Source organism: Eximiradius sp., assembly GCA_937127445.1.
Classification (GTDB): Bacteria; Bacteroidota; Ignavibacteria; order Kapaibacteriales; family UBA2268; genus JAKIZO01.
Window position 1 is genome coordinate 124,515 of sequence record CAKZLY010000030.1, and the last position, 22,038, is coordinate 146,552.

The 22,038-nt window shown below is 37.0% G+C and carries 18 protein-coding genes and 1 tRNA gene; 2 read left to right on the top strand and 17 right to left on the bottom strand.

Annotated elements, in window-relative coordinates:
* Positions 1 to 35: 35 nt before the first annotated feature.
* From AC6QZF_RS09605 to AC6QZF_RS09645, 9 genes are all read right to left on the bottom strand, one after another.
* Positions 36 to 269, bottom strand: coding sequence for an acyl carrier protein (locus AC6QZF_RS09605; protein WP_499799666.1), 234 nt, complete (start codon positions 267 to 269; stop codon positions 36 to 38).
* 53 nt (positions 270 to 322) lie between these two features.
* Positions 323 to 1,069: a 3-oxoacyl-[acyl-carrier-protein] reductase gene (gene fabG, locus AC6QZF_RS09610; RefSeq protein ID WP_499799667.1), complete on the bottom strand. Its 747-nt coding sequence runs from the start codon at positions 1,067 to 1,069 to the stop codon at positions 323 to 325.
* 39 nt (positions 1,070 to 1,108) lie between these two features.
* On the bottom strand, positions 1,109 to 2,026 hold the full coding sequence (gene fabD / locus AC6QZF_RS09615) for an ACP S-malonyltransferase (protein WP_499799668.1): 918 nt from the start codon (positions 2,024 to 2,026) through the stop codon (positions 1,109 to 1,111).
* 10 nt (positions 2,027 to 2,036) lie between these two features.
* The gene (locus AC6QZF_RS09620) at positions 2,037 to 3,026 is read right to left on the bottom strand and encodes a beta-ketoacyl-ACP synthase III (RefSeq protein WP_499799669.1); all 990 of its coding nucleotides are present in this window, start codon (positions 3,024 to 3,026) and stop codon (positions 2,037 to 2,039) included.
* 26 nt (positions 3,027 to 3,052) lie between these two features.
* On the bottom strand, positions 3,053 to 4,081 hold the full coding sequence (gene plsX, locus AC6QZF_RS09625; protein ID WP_499799670.1) for a phosphate acyltransferase PlsX: 1,029 nt from the start codon (positions 4,079 to 4,081) through the stop codon (positions 3,053 to 3,055).
* Between the two features lie 26 nt (positions 4,082 to 4,107).
* Positions 4,108 to 4,275: a 50S ribosomal protein L32 gene (gene rpmF, locus AC6QZF_RS09630; RefSeq protein ID WP_498369606.1), complete on the bottom strand. Its 168-nt coding sequence runs from the start codon at positions 4,273 to 4,275 to the stop codon at positions 4,108 to 4,110.
* 43 nt (positions 4,276 to 4,318) lie between these two features.
* The gene (locus tag AC6QZF_RS09635; RefSeq protein ID WP_499799671.1) at positions 4,319 to 4,846 is read right to left on the bottom strand and encodes a YceD family protein; all 528 of its coding nucleotides are present in this window, start codon (positions 4,844 to 4,846) and stop codon (positions 4,319 to 4,321) included.
* A 61-nt stretch (positions 4,847 to 4,907) separates the two neighbouring features.
* Positions 4,908 to 5,585 (bottom strand): thiamine diphosphokinase, encoded by a 678-nt coding sequence (locus AC6QZF_RS09640; protein WP_499799672.1) that lies wholly within the window; start codon positions 5,583 to 5,585, stop codon positions 4,908 to 4,910.
* On the bottom strand, positions 5,572 to 9,135 hold the full coding sequence (locus AC6QZF_RS09645) for a PD-(D/E)XK nuclease family protein (RefSeq protein WP_499799673.1): 3,564 nt from the start codon (positions 9,133 to 9,135) through the stop codon (positions 5,572 to 5,574). The genes AC6QZF_RS09640 and AC6QZF_RS09645 overlap by 14 nt, the downstream gene beginning before the upstream one ends.
* A 135-nt stretch (positions 9,136 to 9,270) precedes the next feature.
* Between AC6QZF_RS09645 and speA the strand changes: the two genes are divergently transcribed.
* The gene (speA, locus tag AC6QZF_RS09650; RefSeq protein WP_499799674.1) at positions 9,271 to 11,169 is read left to right on the top strand and encodes a biosynthetic arginine decarboxylase; all 1,899 of its coding nucleotides are present in this window, start codon (positions 9,271 to 9,273) and stop codon (positions 11,167 to 11,169) included.
* Positions 11,170 to 11,282: 113 nt separating this feature from the next.
* Positions 11,283 to 11,356: transfer RNA gene (locus AC6QZF_RS09655), tRNA-Arg, on the top strand.
* A 1-nt stretch (position 11,357) separates the two neighbouring features.
* On the opposite strand, the gene AC6QZF_RS09660 is transcribed toward AC6QZF_RS09655, so the two are convergent.
* Genes AC6QZF_RS09660 through metG form a run of 8 tightly spaced genes read right to left on the bottom strand, consistent with a single transcriptional unit; the run spans position 11,358 to position 22,020 of the window.
* A complete protein-coding gene (locus tag AC6QZF_RS09660) occupies positions 11,358 to 12,095 on the bottom strand; it encodes an HAD family hydrolase (protein ID WP_499799675.1) in 738 nt (245 codons plus the stop codon).
* A complete protein-coding gene (locus tag AC6QZF_RS09665) occupies positions 12,092 to 13,042 on the bottom strand; it encodes an acetyl-CoA carboxylase carboxyltransferase subunit alpha (protein WP_499799676.1) in 951 nt (316 codons plus the stop codon). Before AC6QZF_RS09665 ends, AC6QZF_RS09660 begins: the two co-directional genes overlap by 4 nt.
* A complete protein-coding gene (locus AC6QZF_RS09670; RefSeq protein ID WP_499799677.1) occupies positions 13,039 to 14,991 on the bottom strand; it encodes a glycosyltransferase in 1,953 nt (650 codons plus the stop codon). The genes AC6QZF_RS09665 and AC6QZF_RS09670 overlap by 4 nt, the downstream gene beginning before the upstream one ends.
* A gap of 1 nt (position 14,992) precedes the next feature.
* Positions 14,993 to 15,763: a polyprenol monophosphomannose synthase gene (locus AC6QZF_RS09675; RefSeq protein WP_499799678.1), complete on the bottom strand. Its 771-nt coding sequence runs from the start codon at positions 15,761 to 15,763 to the stop codon at positions 14,993 to 14,995.
* Positions 15,764 to 15,775: 12 nt separating this feature from the next.
* Complete coding sequence (locus AC6QZF_RS09680; protein WP_499799679.1) at positions 15,776 to 17,200, bottom strand: sugar transferase; 1,425 nt, start codon at positions 17,198 to 17,200, stop codon at positions 15,776 to 15,778.
* 3 nt (positions 17,201 to 17,203) lie between these two features.
* Positions 17,204 to 18,637: an O-antigen ligase family protein gene (locus AC6QZF_RS09685; protein ID WP_499799680.1), complete on the bottom strand. Its 1,434-nt coding sequence runs from the start codon at positions 18,635 to 18,637 to the stop codon at positions 17,204 to 17,206.
* Entirely contained in the window at positions 18,637 to 19,785 is a 1,149-nt protein-coding gene (locus tag AC6QZF_RS09690; RefSeq protein WP_499799681.1) for a Wzz/FepE/Etk N-terminal domain-containing protein, read from the bottom strand. Before AC6QZF_RS09690 ends, AC6QZF_RS09685 begins: the two co-directional genes overlap by 1 nt.
* An 18-nt stretch (positions 19,786 to 19,803) precedes the next feature.
* Entirely contained in the window at positions 19,804 to 22,020 is a 2,217-nt protein-coding gene (metG, locus tag AC6QZF_RS09695) for a methionine--tRNA ligase (protein ID WP_499799682.1), read from the bottom strand.
* Between the last annotated feature and the right edge of the window lie 18 nt (positions 22,021 to 22,038).

Here is a 22,038-nt window from a genome sequence, read left to right on the forward strand (position 1 = left end):
CTCTCCGCCGTATGTTTTAATTTAACAATACAAAATTATTTTTTTGAAGAAAGGAAATTGAGAACATCACCCACAGTTTGGATTTTCTCAGCTTCGCTATCTTCGATTTGAACGTTGAATTCTTTTTCGAATTCCATAATGAGTTCGACAGTATCTAATGAATCAGCACCCAAATCTTTTGTAAATGAAGCTTCGTCAGTAATTTGAGCTTCTTCGACACCAAGTTTTTTTACAATAATTTCTTTTACTTTTGCTCTTAATTCGTCCATTTTGAACTCCTAAAAAAAAGTTAAACAAAATAAAAAATATAGAAAAAGGAAAATTAGTCCATCAACAAACCGCCATTTACGTGAAGTATCTGACCAGTAATATAGTTTGCGTCATCGCTTGCGAGGAAGGCAACAGCAGAAGCAATATCTTCTGGTTCTGCAACACGTTTTAGCGGAATATTAACTAAGAAAGCATTTTTTTGTTCATCTGTTAATTTATCGGTCATTGGAGTGCGAACATAACCCGGAGCAACAAGATTAACAAGTATATTGCGAGATGCAAGTTCGCGAGCAATAGATTTAGTGAAGCCAATCATACCGGCTTTGGAAGCAGAATAATTTGCTTGTCCAGCGTTACCCATTGTTCCGACAACCGAACCTATATTAATAATTTTTCCGTAGCGTTGACTCATCATAGGACGCGAAACAACTTTTGTGCAAATGAAAGCACCTTTTAAGTTGGTATTCAAAACAGCGTCCCATTCTTCTTCGCTCATACGCATAAGAAGATTATCGCGAGTGATACCAGCATTATTGACAAGTATATCAATTCGCGACGATTTAGCAAGGATATCATCAACGATTTTTTGAACAGAATCGAAAGAAGTAACATCGGCTTGCATAGGAACAATTCTATCGCGAATTGTTGCATCTTCGATAAATACTTCATTTTCATCAGGGGTGCGGTAGTCAAGTGCATAAACAAAAGCACCTTCGCGAGCAAATCTTTCGGCAATAGCCTTCCCTATTCCCCGACAGCCGCCTGTTACAACAACAATTTTATTTTCAAATCTGTGCATAAATTACCATAAATTAAAAAGTTAAATATACTAAAAATTTTACTTTTGCAAATCATCAAATTTATCGAAACCGGAAATCTCAACATTTTCTAAAGTTCTTTTGACAAGCCCTTGAAGTACCTGACCGGGACCGAGTTCGACGAAGCGAGTAATACCATCGTTAAACATCTGACGAAGAGACTGAGTCCAAAGGACAGGAGCAGTAAGCTGAGCTATCAAGGCGTTTTTGATTTGATCAGCGTTTGTCAGTGGCTTGGCATACACATTAGAATAAACAGGAGCTTTTGCATTTTTGAACTCAATTGTATTGATAGCTTTTTCGAGTTCAAGTTGAGCAGGTTTCATAAGAGGAGAATGGAAAGCACCACTTACGACTAATTCTTTTACTAATTTAGCACCTGCTTCTTTGAAAGCATTTACATTGTTACGCAAGAAATCACGTGAACCGGATACAACAACTTGACCGGGAGAATTAAAGTTTGCAGCAACGACCACAGCAGATTCGTCATTTTGATTTAGTTTATTACATACTTCAATAACTTTATCATCATCAAGATTGAGAACGGCAAACATAGTGCCGGGTAATTCTTCGCCGGCTGAATACATAAGCTGACCGCGAAGCGATACCAGACGAAGGGCGTCTTCGAATTCGATTACACCAGCTATATATAAAGCCGCATATTCACCTACTGAATGGCCTGCGACGGCATCAAATTCAAGTTTATCTTTCAGCAATTCATATAGAACGACTGAATGCAGAAAAATGGCGGGCTGCGTGAAGCGTGTTTGCTTCAAAACATCCATCGGACCATTGAAGCAAATTTCAGAAAGAGAAAAATCAAGAATTTCATCAGCTTTTTGAATAATCTTTTTAGCTATGTTCGAATTATCAAATAAGTCTTTCATCATCCCAACATATTGAGATCCTTGGCCAGAGCAAAGTAATGCAGTTTTCATATCACCTCCATTAATCATTCATATTCCATTTTAAGTAAACTGCACCCCAAGTAAATCCAGCCCCAAAGCTTGCCAAAATAACGTTATGCCCTTTTTTCAACAAGCCTTTTTCGAGCCATTCGGATAAACAAATTGGAATTGTTGCAGCAGTAGTATTGCCATATTTATCAATATTAATCATAACCTGTTCACGAGATATTCCCATACGTTCAGCAGTAGCAGTAATAATACGATGATTAGCTTGGTGAGGAACAAGCCAGTTAACATCTTCACTTTTCATATTGTTACGTTTCATAATTTCAACAGTAACTTCTGCCATACCAACGACAGCGTATTTGAAAACATTTTTGCCATCTTGATAAATGTAATGCTCACCGTTAGCAACTGTTTCGGCAGAAGCAGGTTTGAAACTACCACCAGCAACCATATGTAGGAATTGGCCACCAGAACCATCAAGGCGCAGGATATGGTCGAGCATACCCATCGAGCTATCATTAGATTTTTCAATCAGGCAAACACCAGCACCGTCGCCGAAAAGTATAGCTTGATTGCGGTCTTGGAAGTTAACAATAGAGCTCATTTTATCCGCACCACAAAGAAGAACATTGCGGCATACGCCACTTTCGACCAAACCGGCAGCAGTAGTAAGAGCGAAGACAAATCCAGAACAAGCAGCGGAAAGGTCAAAACCCCAGGCATTTTTCAGTCCCAACTTGTTTTGGACCACAGCAGCAGTAGATGGGAAGAAATGGTCTGGTGTGACAGTAGCCACAATAATACAGTCTATCTCATCTTTGGAAATGCCACGTTTTGCAATACATTGTTCGGCAGCAGGAACGATAAGGTCGCTTGTAGCACCGGATTTAGCGAAGCGTCTTTGATGGATGCCGGTACGTTCGAGTATCCATTCGTTGCTTGTATCGAGATAGCTCTCAAAATAAGAGTTATCATAAACATCTGGCGGCAGGTAATGAGCTATGGAAGTAATAGTTGCAGTCATATAAAAATCTCAAATTAGTCAAAATATTATGTCAATTGCAAAGCATTTTCAATTTTACTATTAATATTATTCAACGAAAATTCAATTGAACGAATAATCATATTCTTTATTGCTTTGGGCGAGGACTTGCCGTGACCGATAATGACAACTCCATTAACACCCAATAGAGGCACTCCACCATATTCCTGATAGTCAAATTCAGAAAGAATATTTTTTAAGGTTGGCACCATCATACCAACTTTCAATTTATTGAGAAAGCTCCTTGAAGAATAATTTTTGATCTTTGACTTCAGAATATTGATAAAACTTTCGGCTAATTTCAGCACAATGTTGCCAGTAAAGCCATCGCAAACAACAACGTCGGCAGCCCCCGTAAGGATATCACGTCCTTCTATGTTCCCGATAAAGTTAAGAGAGCTGTTAGAAAGCATCTGATAAGTTTCGCGAATAGCGTCAGTACCTTTAGTTTCCTCTTCGCCAATGTTGAGCAGCGCAACAGAGGGGCGCTCTATACCGAGCGAATGTTGAAGGAAAGTGCTACCCATAACAGCAAATTCGAAAAGAAAGCGTGGACGAAGGTCGATTGTTGCTCCGACATCTAAAACAAAAGTAGGTCGGCCGGAAACAGTTGGCATCATTGCACCGATAGTAGGGCGGGAAACGCCTTTAACCCGTCCCAAAAGCATAGTGGAGATGGACAACATAGCACCGGTATTGCCCGCGGAAACGAATGCATCAGCTTTACCTTCCGAGTGCAGTTTGGCAGCAACAAACAACGAAGAACCCTGTTTATTTCTCAGAGCTAAAACAGGGTCGTCGTGCATAGTAATTACATCATCGGTATGGATAATGGAATAAGCACTTTCAGGCAATTGCGTTTGGGCGATAGCCTCATTGATTTTATTCTGGTTACCTACGAAAACAATTTCAAGGTCGATTGAATTAGCAACTTCTTTGTAAGCCAAAAATGCACCTTGAACTTCATTCACAGGTGCAAAATCACCACCCATAGAGTCGAGTGCTATTCGAATTTTGTTTTTACTGTTTCCAGTCATATTAAAAGATACAGCACCACAAGCAATTAAACAATTTTACGGCCGTTGTAGTAACCACATTCAGGGCAAGCTGCATGAGAGAGCTTCATAGCGCCGCAATTTGGGCAAGCAACAGTTTGTGCTGCAACTGCTTTGTAGTGAGTTCTTCTTTTATCTCTTCTTGTTTTCGAAAATTTACGGTTTGGATTTGGCATAATAAAATTCCTTAAAGAATATACTAATTTAATTTAATTTAATTTAATTTAATTTAATTTTTTTCAAGGCACTCCAACGTTCATCGATTTGCACCTCTTCATCAGGAGCCGTTTCATTTATTTCTGCAGAGAATTCTGGATGCAAATCAGCAAAAGTCTTATCCCGATATTGAGGAGCAATTCGTTTCATCGGGATTGAAACTGTCAATTGCTCACGAACATCGTCGGAAATATCGAAGAACTCGTCGTCTTCGTGAACAGCACGTTCAATGTCTGGGTCGTCGTAATTTTCTCTGTTCAGCAAAAACAGTTCAGTGTCGGCAATAAAAGAAACATTTATTTCCGACGATATAATATCGGTATATTCTTCGAGCGACAAATCGCAAATGAGTTTAATTTGGCATTCAGCAAAGCCAGTAATAGTGAAGCGTTTGCCGATTTTTCGAAGCTTACCGACAAAGGACACATTTCCAAAGAACTCAGGCAGCATTCCAGCGACTTCGCTTACAGGAACAATCTCGTTAACTTCGTGTATGCCATCTTTTATTCCATGTATCCTAATTTTTATCATTTCCTACTGCCCGTACAAAAATAACTTACAAAAATAAAGATAAAATTATAATTTTCCAAAATTAAAAAGGATACAAGAAAACAGGGGCAATTGGAAGTCTATGATTTATAAAGAGTAACAATTCGCCTTCGAGCACTTCAAGAGTTAAATGTTCTCCGACAGCAACATTTCTGGCGCCTTCACGTTTGCCGAGTTCGAGAATTTCGCCGTGGAGTTCCCATTCTAAATTATGTGTTCGGAGTTGCACCATAGGTTGAGGAATAAGCGAGATAATTTCGCCAACATTAACGAAGAGTTCAACTGATTCGTAAATTGGGATTCCGTAGCGATTATTATCAAATATGCACAAATTAAGGCGTTTGCAATATTTTTTGAGCACACTCCAATTGTTTAAAGTGTGTTCGAGCTCACCACCGTGAAAACCAAAAATCAGCAAATCATTATAATTATTATGAATACAATATTGTAGAATTTTTTCGAAATCGTTTGTTTCTTGGTCTGGAATTATCAAGAGTTTTTCCTGTGGTATTTGCTGTTGATTACTCATGAAGAAAGAATCCATATCGCCTATTACTTTTGTAGGGTCTAAACCAAGAGCCAAAATATTATTTGCAGCCCCATCAGCAACAAGCAACGGAAGAGAAGCAACCATATCAAAAACAAATTTATCAGGTAGGTTAGCATTCAGGCACACAACAGCAGAAAAGCGGTTCCCAGCAGGAAAATTAATCGTTTTCATTTTCATTTCCGTTTTCATTGTTGTAAATTTCGTGTTTATTTTTTCGGCATAAATTTGTGTAACCACAATATTCACAGATTTTATTGTTTTTTATATTTTTTTCGCCAAATAGCCCCTGCGATATTTTCTTGACAATTTGTTCTACCTGCTCAATAGTAGAATCAATTATTTGGGATATACGGTCTTCATCATTTTGATGACTATCTTTTTCAAGGAAATTGTAATCTGGAGCAATAATTGGGAAATAAGTTGTTTTTCTTAATATTGGAAATTGGTCGTTGATTTCAGTTTTCTTATTATTTTTATCGGGTTTAAAGCAGAAATAGGCACCGCCAATGGGTTCAATTGAAGCAACACCAGAAATTGAGGGCAAAATTTGTTCAGCAGCCTTGATATAAACAGGGATTTGAAAATTTTCGCCCAAATCATTTTCGCTTTTCTTAATTGTATCGGGAGAAGATTTTTTATAATCAACGATTAAGAAACAACTTTTGTTTTCGTGCAGGTCAATTCTGTCAATTTTCCCACGTATTTTAATGCCATTTATTGAGACGGGAGCTGCGTTTTGTTTTGGATAACCGAAAGCGAGTTCAAAGAATGCAGGATATAGATTATTTGAATGTTCGTGATATTGCAATTCGCGATCGAGCCATAAATTGAGTAAGCCTCTATTGCAAGTATTTGAGTTAGATTTAGATGATTTGTTGAAATCACCAATTAGCAATTTAGTAAGGATATGATATTCATAGTCGAAGTATTTGAAAAATTCGAGTTCTTGCCTTGCAAAATTAACAAGTAAGTTCCAGTATATATCTTTTTGATTTTTGTCTAATTTGACTAACCCACTTGAATTTGGAGTTTCGTTTTTTATGGAAGTCATAAATTTATAAACAATCCTATGAAGGAGGTTGCCAATTTCAATATTTGGGATTTCTTCAGTTTCCAAAACTCGTTCGCGGATTCCCAGCACATACCGTAAAAAGTATTGATATGGACACTTTTGGTATGTTTCAAATTCGGAAACGGAATAGGTTTTGTTTTTATATTCACCTAAAAAGTTAAATAAATTTTGCTGCAAATTATTCCCGAATACCGAAGTTTCATCATCTACTGAGTAAACATATTTGTTAATTCTTTCATTTTCTTTTTGCAAAGAATCTACATTAATTAAATCAATCACGTCAGATTGCGATAATTCGTTTGCTGCAAATTTGCGGATAAGTTCGCCAATATTGGAAATATAATTGATGAAAGGAATATCGTTTATCTGCCGGCTAATTATTTCGTCTTTGGAGTTGGTTGCGAGTGCCTTTCTGATAGTAGATAATTTATAGAATTTGTTTACCTGGCTAAGAGAGGTAACATTGAACAAAGCGGAAATAAAAGTCGACATTATTTGTTCTTCTTTATCAAGAAATTCTGGGAAAGTGATAAAGATTTTGAAATTTCCTTGGTCAAATAGTTCAAGATTGTTTGTCAATGTTTTATAAAACAAGATTCGTTCTGATTCGAGGTGACGAAGTTCGCTTTTAGGAAGAATTTTTCCCAATGTGTTCTCGGAACGATAAGCAAGGGGGAAATTACCATCAATTGCACCACAAAGAATAACAACTTTGAAAGGAATACCAATGATTTGCTCAATAGAAGTAATTTTAACACCGCGGTCCGCACTTTCTTTGATATTATATTTTGTATTTAGGGCTGCAATTTTAATTTTATCGACAAATTCACTTAATTTTATTTTTTGCTGTGGATAGAGAATTGACTGAATTTTTGAATATTCATCTACAAGTTTAATGAAGGAATTAACGGCAGCAACATCTTTTTCGATTTCATCACGAAGGAAGAGATAGTTTAGAGTAGAGATTTTCGATTTATTTTGATTAAGTTCTGATAATTTATTTATAATTTGTTCCTGAATATTTAATTTATTAATTATTTGCTTTTTGATAACAGACAATATTTCATCAGAAAGGTATTCTCGGTTTTCGAAAGAGACAAGTTCGACAAGTTTGCGAAAATCATTCAAAGCTTTTTCGTATTTTTCTTTTTTCAGTTTTAGAAAATATAAATCTGTATTATCACTCTCATTGGCTGAAAGAGAATTATCGAAATATTTGATGTTGAAGGAAAGAATTTCGCGCCAGAATTCTGCACCGTTGGATTTTGTACCACCCAGAAACGGGATTTCCGTTATTACTTCGAGTAAATTTTCAACATCGATAAATGAATTTGCCCAGGTTTTAAAATAGAAGCTTTGTAATACTTTTTTCAGGTCAGACTTTCGATAATTATTGATAACTAAATCGAATATATTAAGAAAAGTAATCACAAGTTGTGAAGCAGATAAATCAAATCTATCAGTAATAAAACTTTCAATATTGTTTGCTGCAAATATTTCACGGAAAAGGGAGGAATAAAGTTCGGGCATACGAGAAACAATAGCAATATCTGTTGGGTTATAGCCTTGCTCGATAAGATAGCGAACTATTTTTGCAATTGTATTGACTTCATCGACTTGATTTTCGCAAGCAATAACTTTAATAGTATCATTAAGTTGATTATAGAAAATTTCGCGATATTCTTCATTGTTGAATAGACGCCGACGAAGATATTGCGAAGGCGGAAGATTAATTTCATCCTCAATATTCATCTTTTCATTAACATCGACATACGAAATTGAAGAATAAGAGTTTGCTTGAATATCTGCGATTGTTTCGGTTAAATTGCCGAAGAGAGGGCCATTGATAGGCGAGAAATCAACATTAATAGCAACGGGAATGCTGCTTTGGCTTAATAATTTAAGAAAGGTAGCTTGCGGTTGCTTAAATTCAATAAATTTATCGAATAGGATTACAGTTTCAGGGTCGAATAATTGGTCAAGTGGGAAATCTGTACTGGTATTTTGCAGGCAATACTTATTCAAATCAATTAAGTATTGAGGAGCATCTAAAAACTTATCGGAAAGCAGTTCCTGATATTTTTGGTAGATTACAGCGAAATCGTGAAGTTTTTTGGGGTCGCTTACGCCACCGATATTGTAATCTATGTAATCTTGTGGAGAATAATTTTCGACATCTCTGAAAAGGTCGTCGGGGAAAATTCCGTCTTCTTTAAGACCATTGATTATTTGAGCAATTTTAGTAACCAGCCCGAAACTTACTTTTTTATTTTTGGGATTATGCCGAAAAAATTTAAGTTTGCTATTGTTTATGGCTTCTTCGATAAGTGCATAAATAAAGGGTTCAGAAATCTGAGTTTTTTTGTTTTGAAAAATTTTTTTGTGGCAGTTCATCACCAAAGATTCGAAAGTATGAAGCGAAGGTGGTTCGCAAGGCTGTTTGTGGCGTTCGAAGTATTTTCTGATGAAATGATTTTTATAATAAAGCACCATTCTTCGTGTAGGAAGAACAAGTAACATAGATTTGGGCTTTTTCTTTTCAATAAAGAAATTCATAATTGAATGGACATCGAAGCAAGCAAAATCAATTTCGTTTGATGAATTTGAAAATTTCGAGAAATACGCATTATTATATAAAAGTGTAGGCATACTATTTAAAAGTAAAAATCTAAAAAATGAATTAACAAAAATAAAACTTTTAATCAAATAAAATGATATTTTTGCAATATAAATTTGAGCTAATTGTCAATTACTTATTTAAATCATCAAAAAGAAAGGAGTTAGATGAGAAAATGGCGCGTCGAGGACTCAGCTGAGCTCTATAACATCAACGGCTGGGGTATTGATTATTTTTCGATTAACGACAAGGGGCATGTAGTGGTCCGCCCAAAGAAAAACGGTGCCGAAATAGATTTGAAAGAATTAATTGATGAACTGCAATTGCGAGATGTTTCGACGCCGGTATTATTGCGATTTCCAGATATTCTGGATAATCGCATCGAGACAATTGCAAATTGTTTCAAGTTGGCAACCGAAGAATATCAATTTAAAGGGAATTCGTTTATAATTTATCCGATAAAAGTCAATCAGATGAGACCGGTTGTCGAAGAAATTGTGTCTTATGGAAAAAAATTCAATATTGGATTGGAAGCTGGTTCGAAACCTGAGTTGCACGCCGTTTTAGCGATAAATACCGAAGATGATGACTCGTTAATAATATGTAATGGATACAAAGACGAAGATTTTATAGAGCTTGCTTTGCTTGCACAAAAAATGGGCAAAAAAGTTTATATAGTAGTTGAGAAATTGAATGAATTGCGACTGATCATTAATATATCAAAACGATTAAAGATAAAGCCAAATATAGGGATAAGAATAAAACTATCAAGTAGTGGTAGTGGTAAATGGGAAGATTCAGGTGGGGACCGCAGCAAGTTTGGACTAACTTCATCTGAGTTGCTTGAAGCGATTGAACTTTTGGAAAAACATAAGCTGAAAGATCAAGTAAAGCTCATACATTTTCATTTAGGCAGCCAAATAACAAAAATTCGCAAGATTAAAACGGCCCTAAAAGAAGCAGCACAATTTTACGTTGAAATGTTGAAATTAGGTTGTTCGGTTGAATTTGTTGATATTGGTGGTGGGCTTGGTGTAGATTATGACGGGACACGCTCTTCAACTTCTGGTTCGTCGGTTAATTATACCATACAGGAATATGTAAATGATGCTGTCTCTACTTTGGTTGATGTATGCGAAAAGAATGAGCTATCGCACCCAAATATAATAATTGAATCAGGGCGTTCACTGACGGCACACCATTCTATACTTGTTTTCGATGTTCTTGAAAGTACGTCTATGCCAACCTGGGATCCTGAAACAATGGAAGTATCTGAGGATGACCACGAATTAGTGCAAGAGCTTCATAATATTTACGAGAACATAAATCAGGCAAAGATGCTCGAAGGATGGCACGATGCGCAGCAAATTCGTGAAGAATCACTTGATTTATTCAGTTTAGGGTTGCTTGATTTACGCACGCGAGCCTTAATTGAGCGTCTGTTCTGGTCGATTGCAAAAGAATGCCACAGGATTAGTACTGAAATCAAGCATCCACCTGAGGAAATACGAATGCTTGCAAAGATGCTTGCAGATAAATACTTCTGTAATTTTTCATTATTTCAGTCTTTGCCAGATTCCTGGGCAATTGATCAAGTGTTCCCGATTATGCCAATCCATAGACTTGGTGAGAAACCTGATAGAATTGCAACACTTCAAGATATTACTTGCGATTCAGATGGGAAAATTGACAGGTTTATCTCTACGACCAACTATTCATACTACATGCATTTACACGATTTTAATCCAAATGAACCTTACTACATTGGTGTTTTTCTTGTTGGAGCATATCAAGAAATATTGGGTGATTTGCATAATTTGTTTGGTGATACAAATGCAGTGCATATTATACTTGACGATGATGGCTATCAAATCAAGCAAGTAATTGACGGTGAAACAGTTGCAGAAGTGCTTGACTACGTTGGCTACAATGCTAAAAAGTTAGTTCGCACAGTTGAAACATGGGTAACAGGGGCAGTGAAATCGGGTAAAATCACAACTGAAGAAGGCAAAGAGTTCCTTTCGAACTATCGTTCGGGATTATATGGGTATACATATTTAGAATAATAAGGTTGCAATAAGTATTACTATTGAAACAATATAATTGAGCAAAGCGAAAGCAATAGATTTGCAGGTGTTTGTTTTGAGAATAATTTTTTCGTAATTTTGGGTTTAGGTTTGGTCCCGTAGCTCAGCAGGATAGAGCACAAGTTTCCTAAACTTGGTGTCGCTGGTTCGAATCCAGCCGGGATCGCTCAGATTAATTCTTCGATAATTTTTGGTATTTCATTCCACGAATAAACAACTGCATCGGCAAGTGTTGGATTAGCGCTTTCGTTTGCATAGTAGCCTGTTTTATCGCCCGAAAAACGTATAGCACGCATACCGAGCTGCTTCGCACCAATAATATCAGTTGCTTCAATATCTCCAATGTGCAAAGCTTCGGAAGAGTTGGAACCAAGTTCGACAAGCACTTTTTGATAAGCTTCGGGGTGTGGTTTCGAGAATCCTGTTTCGTCGCTAAAGCTGAAACTATCAAAGAAATGAAGAATATTATTTTGTTCGAGCAATTTGCGAAGAACTTTGCCGGGGCTAAATCCAGTATCAGAGATTATTCCAAGTTTGTATTTGCTGGCAAGTATTGGCAAAATATCCATAACACCATCGATTAGTTTCGGCGGGTGAATAAGTACCGAATTTGCAAAATATTCAGCTATTCTCTCTATTGCTTGTGGGTTAGTTGGTAATTCTAAATATTTCCAGAAAAAAGCAACGCTATCCTGGACAGAAGGTGTTCGCATTTCTTGACGCCAGATTTTATTAAAATATTCCCACGAAGCTCTGAGGGCTTTATCAAATTCTTCGGGAGAAAAATTGCGACCGTAGTTATTTATTTCATTCAGCAGAGTTTTTTGACGCAGAGCGTTTCTTTCGTTGCCACCAGACGAATCAAACAAAGTATTCCAAAAATCAATTGTGATAACTTTAATCATTCGCGCCAAACTCCTTTCGCGTAGTATTTCTCACGTCTTTTTTTGAGAAGTCTTTCAATTTTTTCACGACGAATATCTTTTAATTCAGCAATAAGTTTTTTCTTAAGAATTTCGAACATCATTTTATTGTTTCGGTGGGCGCCACCAATTGGTTCTGGGACAATATCGTCAATTAAAGACAGGTCAAGAAGGTCTCGTGCAATGGGTTTCATTGCTTCAGCGGCTTGTTCTTTAAAATCGAGACTACCCCATAAAGTTTCGGCTGCTTTTTCAGGAGAAACAATTGAAAACCAAGAGTTTTCGAGCATTAGCAACCTATCAGCAATAGCTAAGGACAAAGCTGCAATAGAAGCCCCCTCCCCTATCACAACACTTAATGTTGGAGTTCGAAGAGCAGTCATTTCAGCGAGTTGGTTTGAGATAGCATTAGCGAGTCCTGGGCTTTCGATCTCTGGATAGGGAACGTTATACGGGGCATCAACAAGAGTAATCACGGGTTTAGCAAGTCTTTCGGCAATTTTAATCAGTCGTGTTGCTTTTCTAAATCCTTCAGCTGATGGGATAGGAGCAGGTTTGTATAAGTTAGTTTTTTTGTCTTTTGTTTTTCTATTGCCGAGCACAACGACGGGTATTCCTCCAATTTTCGCGATACCGCCAATAATCGAAGTATCGTCCCCAGCCACTCTATCGCCAGATAATTCAATAAAATCAGTGAAAATATTCTTAATATAATCAACTGAGTTGGGACGCAAAGGGTGTCGAGCAATTTGTATACGTTGCCAGCGAGTAAGATTGGAGTAAATTTCCTTGCGTAGATTATCGGTTCGACGTTCAAGTTCGGCAATTTCTTTGCTCAAATCGATTGCCTTACCGAGTTCACGCATTTCTGCGATTTTTTCTTCAAGTTGCACTATCGGCTGTTCGAAATCAAGGATTGGCTTTGTCACTTGTTTTTCCCAAATAAATATTTGATAAAAATATCAAAATCCATTGATAATGTGTAATGACGTAAATAATATTCGTTAAGTTTTTTTATTGCCTCAACTGATAAATTTTGAGTTTGTTCGCTAGCATTTGGTCCGATAATTCCAATTTTACCAATTGCAGGAGTAAAATCATCTGAAATTTTATGCAAACCGATAAATGAGATCTCACCTTTAAACACTCGAATTAGCATTTTCAAAAAGCGAGATGGCTCTTTTCTGAACGCTAAGATAAACGGCACCCCAAAAGACAAGAGGAAAAGAGAAATCGCAAGGTCTTCAATTCGTTTGAGAGTTTTGTTGCGAAAACGAGATAAGTTGTATGTTGGGACGGTTGGTTCGATGTCGGCGATATCCTGAATAACAGATGCAGCAAGTAATTCATCGAACTCTTTAACCTGGTGAAAACGCACATTTTGAGAAGAGAATTCGAGCATAAGGTTAATCATATCAGATGAAGAGATTTGCTCGTCGGCGAAAATCACCTCATTCGGTTTTTTTTCTTTGATAACCTTGTTCAAGTAAGATTTTTCACCAATAATTTGCAACTTAGAATTATCTAGTTCATCAGCAGAGGAAGCAACAAATCCCTCAATTATAATATTTGAATTTGGTAGTTCTGAAATTTGATCAAATAATGATTTAGCAATTTCGCCAGTGCCGACAATGATAATACGTTTTGATTTATTTTGTTCAGAAAATTGCTCTAAAATTTTTGTAATTGCCCGTGAAACGGAGGTGAAAATAATAGTAAAACCTATTGACATCAGCACAACACCACGGCTAAAGCGAAATTCAGGGAAAAAGTAAGTAAGTGAGGAAAGAACAAAAAATGTAATCATAGACGCCGAGAAAGCTCGTTTTATACTATGCTTTCCTTCGAAGTATTCACCAACAATAAACATAGAGGGAAGGAAGACAAGGCTTATGACAATGAAAACAACTGGATATGCATAGTCGGGGAAACCGAAGAATTTTTCGAAACGTATTTTTGTGCTGATAAGCAAAGCAAGATTAATCGAGAGCAAGTCTAATAGAATAAACAGGAAATCACGCCAATAGCGCTCAATGTAGGCAATTGCAGACCTTATTTTGATGCCAAGCCGCAGTAGCAAAAGGAACAAATGGTTTTTGCCAAAATGCTTGCGGGTGAAAATTTCCATTGCTTCGTAAAAATGGCGGACATCGTTTATAGAACTACGTTTTGTGCTTTCACCTTTGTAATGAATAATAGAAGTTGTGTGGACATACATTACTTTCCAGCCCTGGAGTTTAACTTGTCGGCATAAATCAAGGTCTTCGCCGTACATAAAGAATTCGGGAGCAAAACCGCCGAGTTTTTTTATTAAGTCAGTTCGACAAAACATAAAAGCGCCTATTACAGCATCAACTTCGTAAGTGTCATCAATAGATTTATAGAGCTGATTATATCTGGCAAAAATTGGAGAATTAGGGAAAAGCGATTGCAAACCAAAAAGTTTGCTGAAAGCAACCCAAGGAGTTGGGAAACCTCGGCGGCAAGCAACCTGAAAGCTACCATCAGGATTGAGCACTTTGCAACCTGCAATACCGCAGTCCTTGTGCGTTTCCATAAAATCATACATTTCTTGCAAAGTATCATTGCGAAGCAAAGTGTCGGGATTTAGAATAAGAAGGTATTTACCTCGGGCTTTTTCTATACCTATATTGTTTGCACGACCAAAACCAATGTTCTCGGGTAGAGCAATAAATTCAACTTCTGGGAATAGAGGGCGCAAATACTCAACAGAACCATCGACAGAATTATTATCAACAACTATTGTTTCGACCGACAGTCTGCCAGAAGCTTCGCGAATTGATTGCAAGCAACCACGCAGAAAATCTTTTACATTGTAATTTACTATAACTATTGATATGTCAAGAGCATTTGCCACGCTAATCGACGAATTCTGTGATTACATTTGATTTTTGACGTTCTTCGAATTTGCTTTTTTGCTTCAATAAACGTTTGTAGCAAAGGCGCAATTTCCAGACAAGCCAGACAGCTTCGAAAATGATATGTTTACTCATTTTTGATACACCAGAACGTCTATCTATAAAAATAATGGGAATTTCTTTAATTCGTCCGCCAGATTTCCAGATACGGTAATTCATTTCAATCTGAAAGCCATAACCATTTGTTCTAATTGAGGTTAAATCAATTTTTCTGAGTGCATCGGCACGGAAGCATTTAAAACCACCGGTAGCATCGGCAATGGGCATTCCTGTAATAATGCGAGTGTATAAGTTTGCACCGTAGCTAAGCATTAAACGAGAAAGAGGCCAATTAACAACGTTAACACCCCTTGAATAGCGTGAACCGATTACTAAATCAGCATTTTCAAGTGCTTCGAGTAAACGAGGTAGGTCGCGCGGATCGTGAGAAAAATCGGCATCCATCTCGAAAACGACATCAAAACCTTTATCCAAAGCCCAGGAAAAGCCATCGCAATAGGCAGTGCCTAATCCCATTTTGCCTTGACGCTGCATTAAATGAATTTGGCGGTTGTTTTTCATAAGTTTTTTAACTTTCTGGGCAGTGCCATCAGGCGAATTATCATCAACAATTAGTATATGTGTATCAGGCAAACTTTCGAAAATTGCATTAATCAGATTTTCGATGTTATCAATTTCATTATAAGTGGGAATAACAACAATTTTTTTCATAAACACTCCCAATTAGGTTTGACCGTGTCCTCGAAAAACAAGCATAATAGTCCGAATAATAATTTCAAAATCAAGCTTTAAAGAGAAATTTTCAATATAATAAAAATCATCTTTCAAACGATTACGAATTTCATCAATGCTAAATTCATAGGATTTGTATTTAACTTGCCACCAACCAGTTATTCCAGGGCGCACTAAATGGCGACGTTTGTAGTAAGGCACTTCTTTGATAATTTCTTCAACAATTTTTGGTTGTTCTGGACGAGGACCGACAACGCTCATATCGCCAATAAGCACATTCCAGAATTGAGGGACTTCATCAAGATGAGTTTTGCGAATAAAACGACCAAATTTTGTAACGCGTGGGTCGTTGACTTGTGTCCAGGTTTGTTTTTCGGGAACAGGTTCAGAACGCATTGAGCGGAACTTGTAAATCAAAAAAATTTTGCCATTTTTTCCAACGCGTGGTTGTTTATAAATCACAGGACCGGACGAGTCGAGTTTAATAATAATTGCTATGATAATCCAGATTGGCAACCCAACAAGCAAAACAAGCGAGCTAAATATTATATCGAAAAAGCGTTTAACAATTGCTTGCCAGGGTTTTAGCAGTTGCGTATTAATTTCGATTAGGGGTATCCCATAGAGACTTTGGGTACGTGTCTGCCCTGTAAAAATTGAGTAGAGGTCAGGTTCGATTGTAACACGCATACCGCAATCAACAGCAGTAGAAGCAATTTGGAAAAGTGTATCGTGATTGGTTTGGTCGGAAGTGATAACAACTTCCTCGGCTTTGCTTTCTCTTAGAAACGAATCAGCATTTTCTAACGAATCGAATTTTATATCATTTAGTTTTTTTTCGATAATAAGTTTTTTAAATTCATTTATTTGATTTTTATCTATCAAAATAATACCAACAACACGGTAACCCCAATTAACAAAACGTTCTGCTTTTTCATAAAAATCAATAGCACGATGGGCACACCCCACAACAATTGTAGGAATGCTAACGATGCGTTTAGCACGAAGTTTTACTTGAATACGTCGGCAAATAGTACGCCCAATTGTTACAGCAGTTGATTGAAAAAGATAGTGCAGCACAAACATCATACGAGTAAAACGTTCGCCTTCGTAGAAAATGAGAAGAACAATTATTGCTGTTGCAACAAAACATACTTTCCAGACTGCAAAAATCTCATCGAAAGGTGACCTTAAATGCCAATTCCTGTACATACCTGCAAAGAAAAACACAAGCAGCCAATAAATCAGCAACACAATCCCAGTGAAAAGTGCAGCAGAGAAACTCGGAACAATTGTTGTAGGAATAATTCCGGAGTGAAAACGCAAGTAGTATAAGAAAATATAGCTTATAGAAAATGCTATTGTGTCGGAAACAAGACGAGTAAAAACTTGACTATATATACTGCTGTTTTTCAATTCTCACTTTATAGAATTTTGTTTTTTCGAAAATATATAAAATTTTTCTGCTGAACTAATTAAAACAACAGATAAAATCGTGACAAAAATTCCATCTCTAAACGACAAAGTTGGAGTAACAAAATTTGTTATAGTTATCAGAAGCAGGAACATAAAAGCAACAATAGAAATTGCTTTGAAAAATTTATCTTTAGAAACAATCATATACTTAATAGATTTTAGAATATATGAAATAAAAAAGAGTAGATAAACAATTGCAAGAGGAAAACCAAGTCGATAAACCAAATAAATATAGCCATTATGATTTATTGGAGCAGTAAGTGTATAGCCTGTTAGAGGGTCTATATAAGAAAAAGATTTGAAATAGCCATTTCCACCGAGTGGATTTTCTTTAATTTTGACAAAAGTAGCTTCATATTCAGCGAAACGGGCTTGAACGGAAACATCTTTTGTTCCTTTGCTTGTCGAAACGAATCGAGCTTCGACAACTCCAAGAAGCAATTTAGTGTTGTCCTTCATAAATAAGAAGGCAAGGGACAACACAATAGCAGTTAACGAAGCAACAAGCACCCCAAGTTCAATTTTTTTACGCAATGGAAGCAAGAAAAACAACAGTGTAACTTGCACTATTAATACAATCCAGAAAGCACGGGAAAAAGTTGTAATCAATGCAGCAGTACTAAAACCAGCAAGAATGCCAAGAAGCAAGCGATTTTTCCAACCTTTCGTATAGAAGAAAAATACAATTGCCGAAATTGAAGCTGCGACAAACAATGCTTGATTTGTTTTTACAGTACGAGCAAGTTGATATGCATAAACCAAATTGGTAGTTGCGGCAACGTAATATTTATAAAAATGAATAAGTTCAACTATAAAAATACTAATTGCAAAAACAACAAGAAGTCGCTTTAAATCATCTTTTTCGTTGAAGTAATAGCGAATTGGGAAATAGAGCAATGTGATGGAAAAATTAGCGTATTCTTTGAAAGCATCAATAAAATCAACATCGTTGAGCGCTGCAATAATAACACATCCAAAAGAAGCGATATAGAAAAAAATAATCAACCAATCCGCAGTATTTTTGACTATTTTGTCCTTTTTAATGAAAAGAATATAATAGAACCACAAAAAGAGCCCACCAAGATAAACCACGCCAAGCACAACATCGGCTATGGATAATCCTTTGCCACTTGTTGTTAGGAATGGTATTGTGCAAAGTGCAATTGAATAAATCCATAATTTTGGGTAACGGATACAAAACCAGAAAAAAGGCAAAGCGAGAATGACAACAACTCCAATGGTAGCAATAAGAATATCTTGTGCGAAATAAGCATACAAAGCAACAATAGCAAGAATTGGCAAAACTAAGAAGAAACCAATATTTGCTTTATATGAAAAATATTCTAAAAATAAATTGCCGCTTTTGTTTGCTGCCATTATAAATTTTTATATTTATTGCGGAATTCAATATAGTTATGTACTAAGAGAATCATTAGAACTACAAGGACAAACGAACCAAGCACTGAACCAGCTACTATGAGCACTCTTTTTGGCTTGCTTTTCTTGGTCGGAGGCATTGCTTCGTCTAAAACGTAAAGAGTTTTGATATTTTTGACTTCGTCGAGGCGTAATTTTTCGTAAAGTGGCACTAAATAAGCTTTAGCTTTGGATAGAGCTTCGATTTCAGTAAGAAGTTTAGTGAATTCGATACCAATTCTTCCGCTTTCGTCAATTTTAAAGTTACCGGCAAATCCAGGTTTGTTCATTGCTTCATTGAGTTTCTTTCGAGTTTCTTCCAAAATTTTCTTTTTCACCTGGGTAAGAGCATCATTTTCGCCAAAAGTTGTACGGAGAAGATCATATTCGATCTCTGTTTGATAGACCTGAGCTTTAAGCTCAACAATTGCCTGGCTAACAGCACGAGCTTGTTCTTGTGGGGAAAACATAAGACTTTGCTGCGAAAGAGTGCCAAGCTGGTTGGACAGAGCAGAAATAGTAGAGTCGATAGATTTAACTCTCTGTTCCATATACAAACGATTAAAGTTAGATTCTTTTTTAAACAATTCAGCAGCAAAATGGTTTGCGATCTGAACATAATCATTAGCCATCTGAGCGGCACGAATTGGGTCGCGGTCTGTGATCGAAATCACATAATTACCTTCTTTATCGTAAGTAACATCGAGATTACTTTCGAATTCTTTGAGCAAGTCTTCATATTTATCATTTTCCATTTTGTAGACTTTGCGTAAGTCATATTTTTTAATCATAGAATCTTTAACTGAGCGGCTAAGCAAAATAACCGTAAGCGAATAGCCACTTGAACTTGAACCGCCAACGCGTGCAAGTCCAATATCACGCAAAGTTGAAGAGATGCTGCCCATAGCGCCTTCCAGTCCTGTCATTGAAGTTTGTGGAGGGACAACATTTGTAGATGCTGTATACCAAATGGGGAGCAGGAAGGCAACGGCAGTAGAAATTATTGCGGAAGCAATAATTGTAGCAATTATTACTTTTTTATATTTGAACAGCAGAGCAGTCAAATACATACCATCAAAATTTTTTTCTAATTGTTTTTCTTGTTCCATTTTTATTCTGATAAGTTCTTATTTAACAATGGCACCAGAGCCAATTTCAGGTTTTTCGGGTGCAACAAAGCAAAGTCGCCCATCTTCGGTCGAAGCAGCGAGGAGCATACCTTCGGATGTTTCACCCATTAGCTTTGCCGGTTTCAAATTATCAACGACAACAATCGTTTTGCCGACAAGATAATCTGGGGCGTAATGTTCAGCAATTCCAGCTATAATTTGCTTTTGTTTGTTGCCGACTTCAACAATAAGTTTCAGTAATTTTTTTGATTTTGGAAGTTTTTCAGCTTGTTTAATAATAGCTGTTCGCAATTGAACACGTGCAAAATCATCGTATTCGATAAGTTCTTGTTCGCTTTTAGAATTTTCTTGATTGGTAGGTTTTCCAAGTTTATTAATTTGTTCAGCAACAACATTATCTTCGATTTTGTTGAAAATGATGCTTGGTTGCTGGATACGAGTCCCTTCTTCGAGACGAGGATAAATAGCAGTAAGCCAATAATTTTCATTTGAATGCTCATAGGATGGTTCACCTGTTTGAGGTTCACATCCAAGCATAAGTTGCACTCTTTTCGAAGAATTAGGAAGAATAGGAGCAAGGAAAATCGAGAGAGAGTAAACAAGTTGAGCACAAATAAAGAGAGTTCGAGCAGTTACGTTGCGGTCTGATTTAATAGTTTTCCAAGGTTCGGCATCATTAAAGAACTTATTAGCAGCGCGAGCAATATTCATTGTTTCGGTAATCGCATCACGAAAACGGAATTTATTGAACAGACGTTGAGCTTCTTTGGAATGCTTCCAAACCGAAGAAATTAGAGTAAACTCCTCTTCGCTAAATAAACCACTGAACTTACGCGAAGTTTTCTCGATTGCATCAGAATAGTTTTCGTTTAAACAATCTTCGAGAGTATCAATCAAATTGTTCCAGTTCCCAACCAGCGACTTGTCTTGTTCAGAAAGCGTAGGGATTTTTTGTTCGAAATTTTTGAAAATAAATTGAAGAGTTCTATTGACAAAATTGCCAAAAATATCAGCGAGTTCGTTATTATTGCGATTTTGGAAATCACGCCAGGTGAAATCGCTATCGCGAGTTTCAGGAGCGTTCATAGCAAGCGTGTATCTTAGAGCATCGGTGTACTGGGGTTCGGGAAAATCTTTCTGAAAGTCTCGCAGATCAATGCTCCAATTTCGAGATTTAGAGAATTTTTCACCTTCTAAATTAAGGAATTCGTTAGCGGGTACATTGTCTGGTAAAATATACCCGCTACGAGCTTTGAGCATAGCAGGGAAAATCAAGGTGTGAAAAACAATGTTATCTTTACCAATAAAAGCAATGTAGCGAGTGTCGTTGTCTTGCCACCACATTTTCCAGTCGTCACGACTACCACGACCGTTTTGAGCTTGAAGAACTGCCCATTCTTTAGTGATAGAAATATATCCTAAAACAGCATCGAACCAAACGTAAAGTACTTTGCCTTTTGTTTTGTTTTTGTCAATACCGGGAACTTTGTCAAGTCGCACTCCCCAATTCAGGTCGCGAGTAATAGCACGGTCAGCAAGTCCTTGGCGGAGCCAACTTCGGCTTTGTTGCAAGACGTTTTCTTTCCATTCGGAAGATTTGCTTTCGATGTATTCTTCTAAAAACTTCTGGAACTCACCGAAACGCATATACCAGTGTGTTGTTTTGCGAACAACGGGAGGTTCGCCACTGATAATACTACGAGGATTTTTCAGTTCGAGTTGGTTATAGTAGGCACCGCACTTATCGCATTGGTCGCCACGAGCGTGTTCGTAGCCGCAATTTGGGCAAGTTCCTTCGACATAGCGGTCCGGAAGGAACATTTGGGCTTTTTCGTCATAAAATTGTTCTTCTTCTTTCTCGACAAGGTAGCCTTTTTGCAGCAAGTCGGCAAAAAATTCGATAGCAGTATTATGATGAATTTCCGTGGAAGTTCTGGAATAAATATCGAAAGTCATAGCAAATTTTTTGAAAGCTTCGGTATTAGCGGAATGATATTTGTCTATGATTGCTTTGGGAGTGGTATTCTCTTTTTCAGCAGAAATAGTTATTGCAACGCCGTGTTCATCAGAACCACAAACGTAAAGCACTTGTTCACCGCAAAGCCGCAAAAAACGCGCATATATATCAGCAGGAAGGTAAGCACCCGCAGCGTGGCCTAAATGAATATATCCGTTAGCATAAGGTAAGGCAGATGTAATTAAAGTTCTTTTCATTAACAATACCATCAATTC

Bases quoted from the DNA above. Each gene is read 5' to 3' on its own strand.
- AC6QZF_RS09605 (WP_499799666.1), bottom strand. From the start codon at position 269: ATGGACGAATTAAGAGCAAAAGTAAAAGAAATTATTGTAAAAAAACTT.
- fabG (WP_499799667.1), bottom strand. From the start codon at position 1,069: ATGCACAGATTTGAAAATAAAATTGTTGTTGTAACAGGCGGCTGTCGG.
- fabD (WP_499799668.1), bottom strand. From the start codon at position 2,026: ATGAAAACTGCATTACTTTGCTCTGGCCAAGGATCTCAATATGTTGGG.
- AC6QZF_RS09620 (WP_499799669.1), bottom strand. From the start codon at position 3,026: ATGACTGCAACTATTACTTCCATAGCTCATTACCTGCCGCCAGATGTT.
- plsX (WP_499799670.1), bottom strand. From the start codon at position 4,081: ATGACTGGAAACAGTAAAAACAAAATTCGAATAGCACTCGACTCTATG.
- rpmF (WP_498369606.1), bottom strand. From the start codon at position 4,275: ATGCCAAATCCAAACCGTAAATTTTCGAAAACAAGAAGAGATAAAAGA.
- AC6QZF_RS09635 (WP_499799671.1), bottom strand. From the start codon at position 4,846: ATGATAAAAATTAGGATACATGGAATAAAAGATGGCATACACGAAGTT.
- AC6QZF_RS09640 (WP_499799672.1), bottom strand. From the start codon at position 5,585: ATGAAAACGATTAATTTTCCTGCTGGGAACCGCTTTTCTGCTGTTGTG.
- AC6QZF_RS09645 (WP_499799673.1), bottom strand. From the start codon at position 9,135: ATGCCTACACTTTTATATAATAATGCGTATTTCTCGAAATTTTCAAAT.
- speA (WP_499799674.1), top strand. From the start codon at position 9,271: ATGAGAAAATGGCGCGTCGAGGACTCAGCTGAGCTCTATAACATCAAC.
- AC6QZF_RS09660 (WP_499799675.1), bottom strand. From the start codon at position 12,095: ATGATTAAAGTTATCACAATTGATTTTTGGAATACTTTGTTTGATTCG.
- AC6QZF_RS09675 (WP_499799678.1), bottom strand. From the start codon at position 15,763: ATGAAAAAAATTGTTGTTATTCCCACTTATAATGAAATTGATAACATC.
- AC6QZF_RS09685 (WP_499799680.1), bottom strand. From the start codon at position 18,637: ATGGCAGCAAACAAAAGCGGCAATTTATTTTTAGAATATTTTTCATAT.
- AC6QZF_RS09690 (WP_499799681.1), bottom strand. From the start codon at position 19,785: ATGGAACAAGAAAAACAATTAGAAAAAAATTTTGATGGTATGTATTTG.
- metG (WP_499799682.1), bottom strand. From the start codon at position 22,020: ATGAAAAGAACTTTAATTACATCTGCCTTACCTTATGCTAACGGATAT.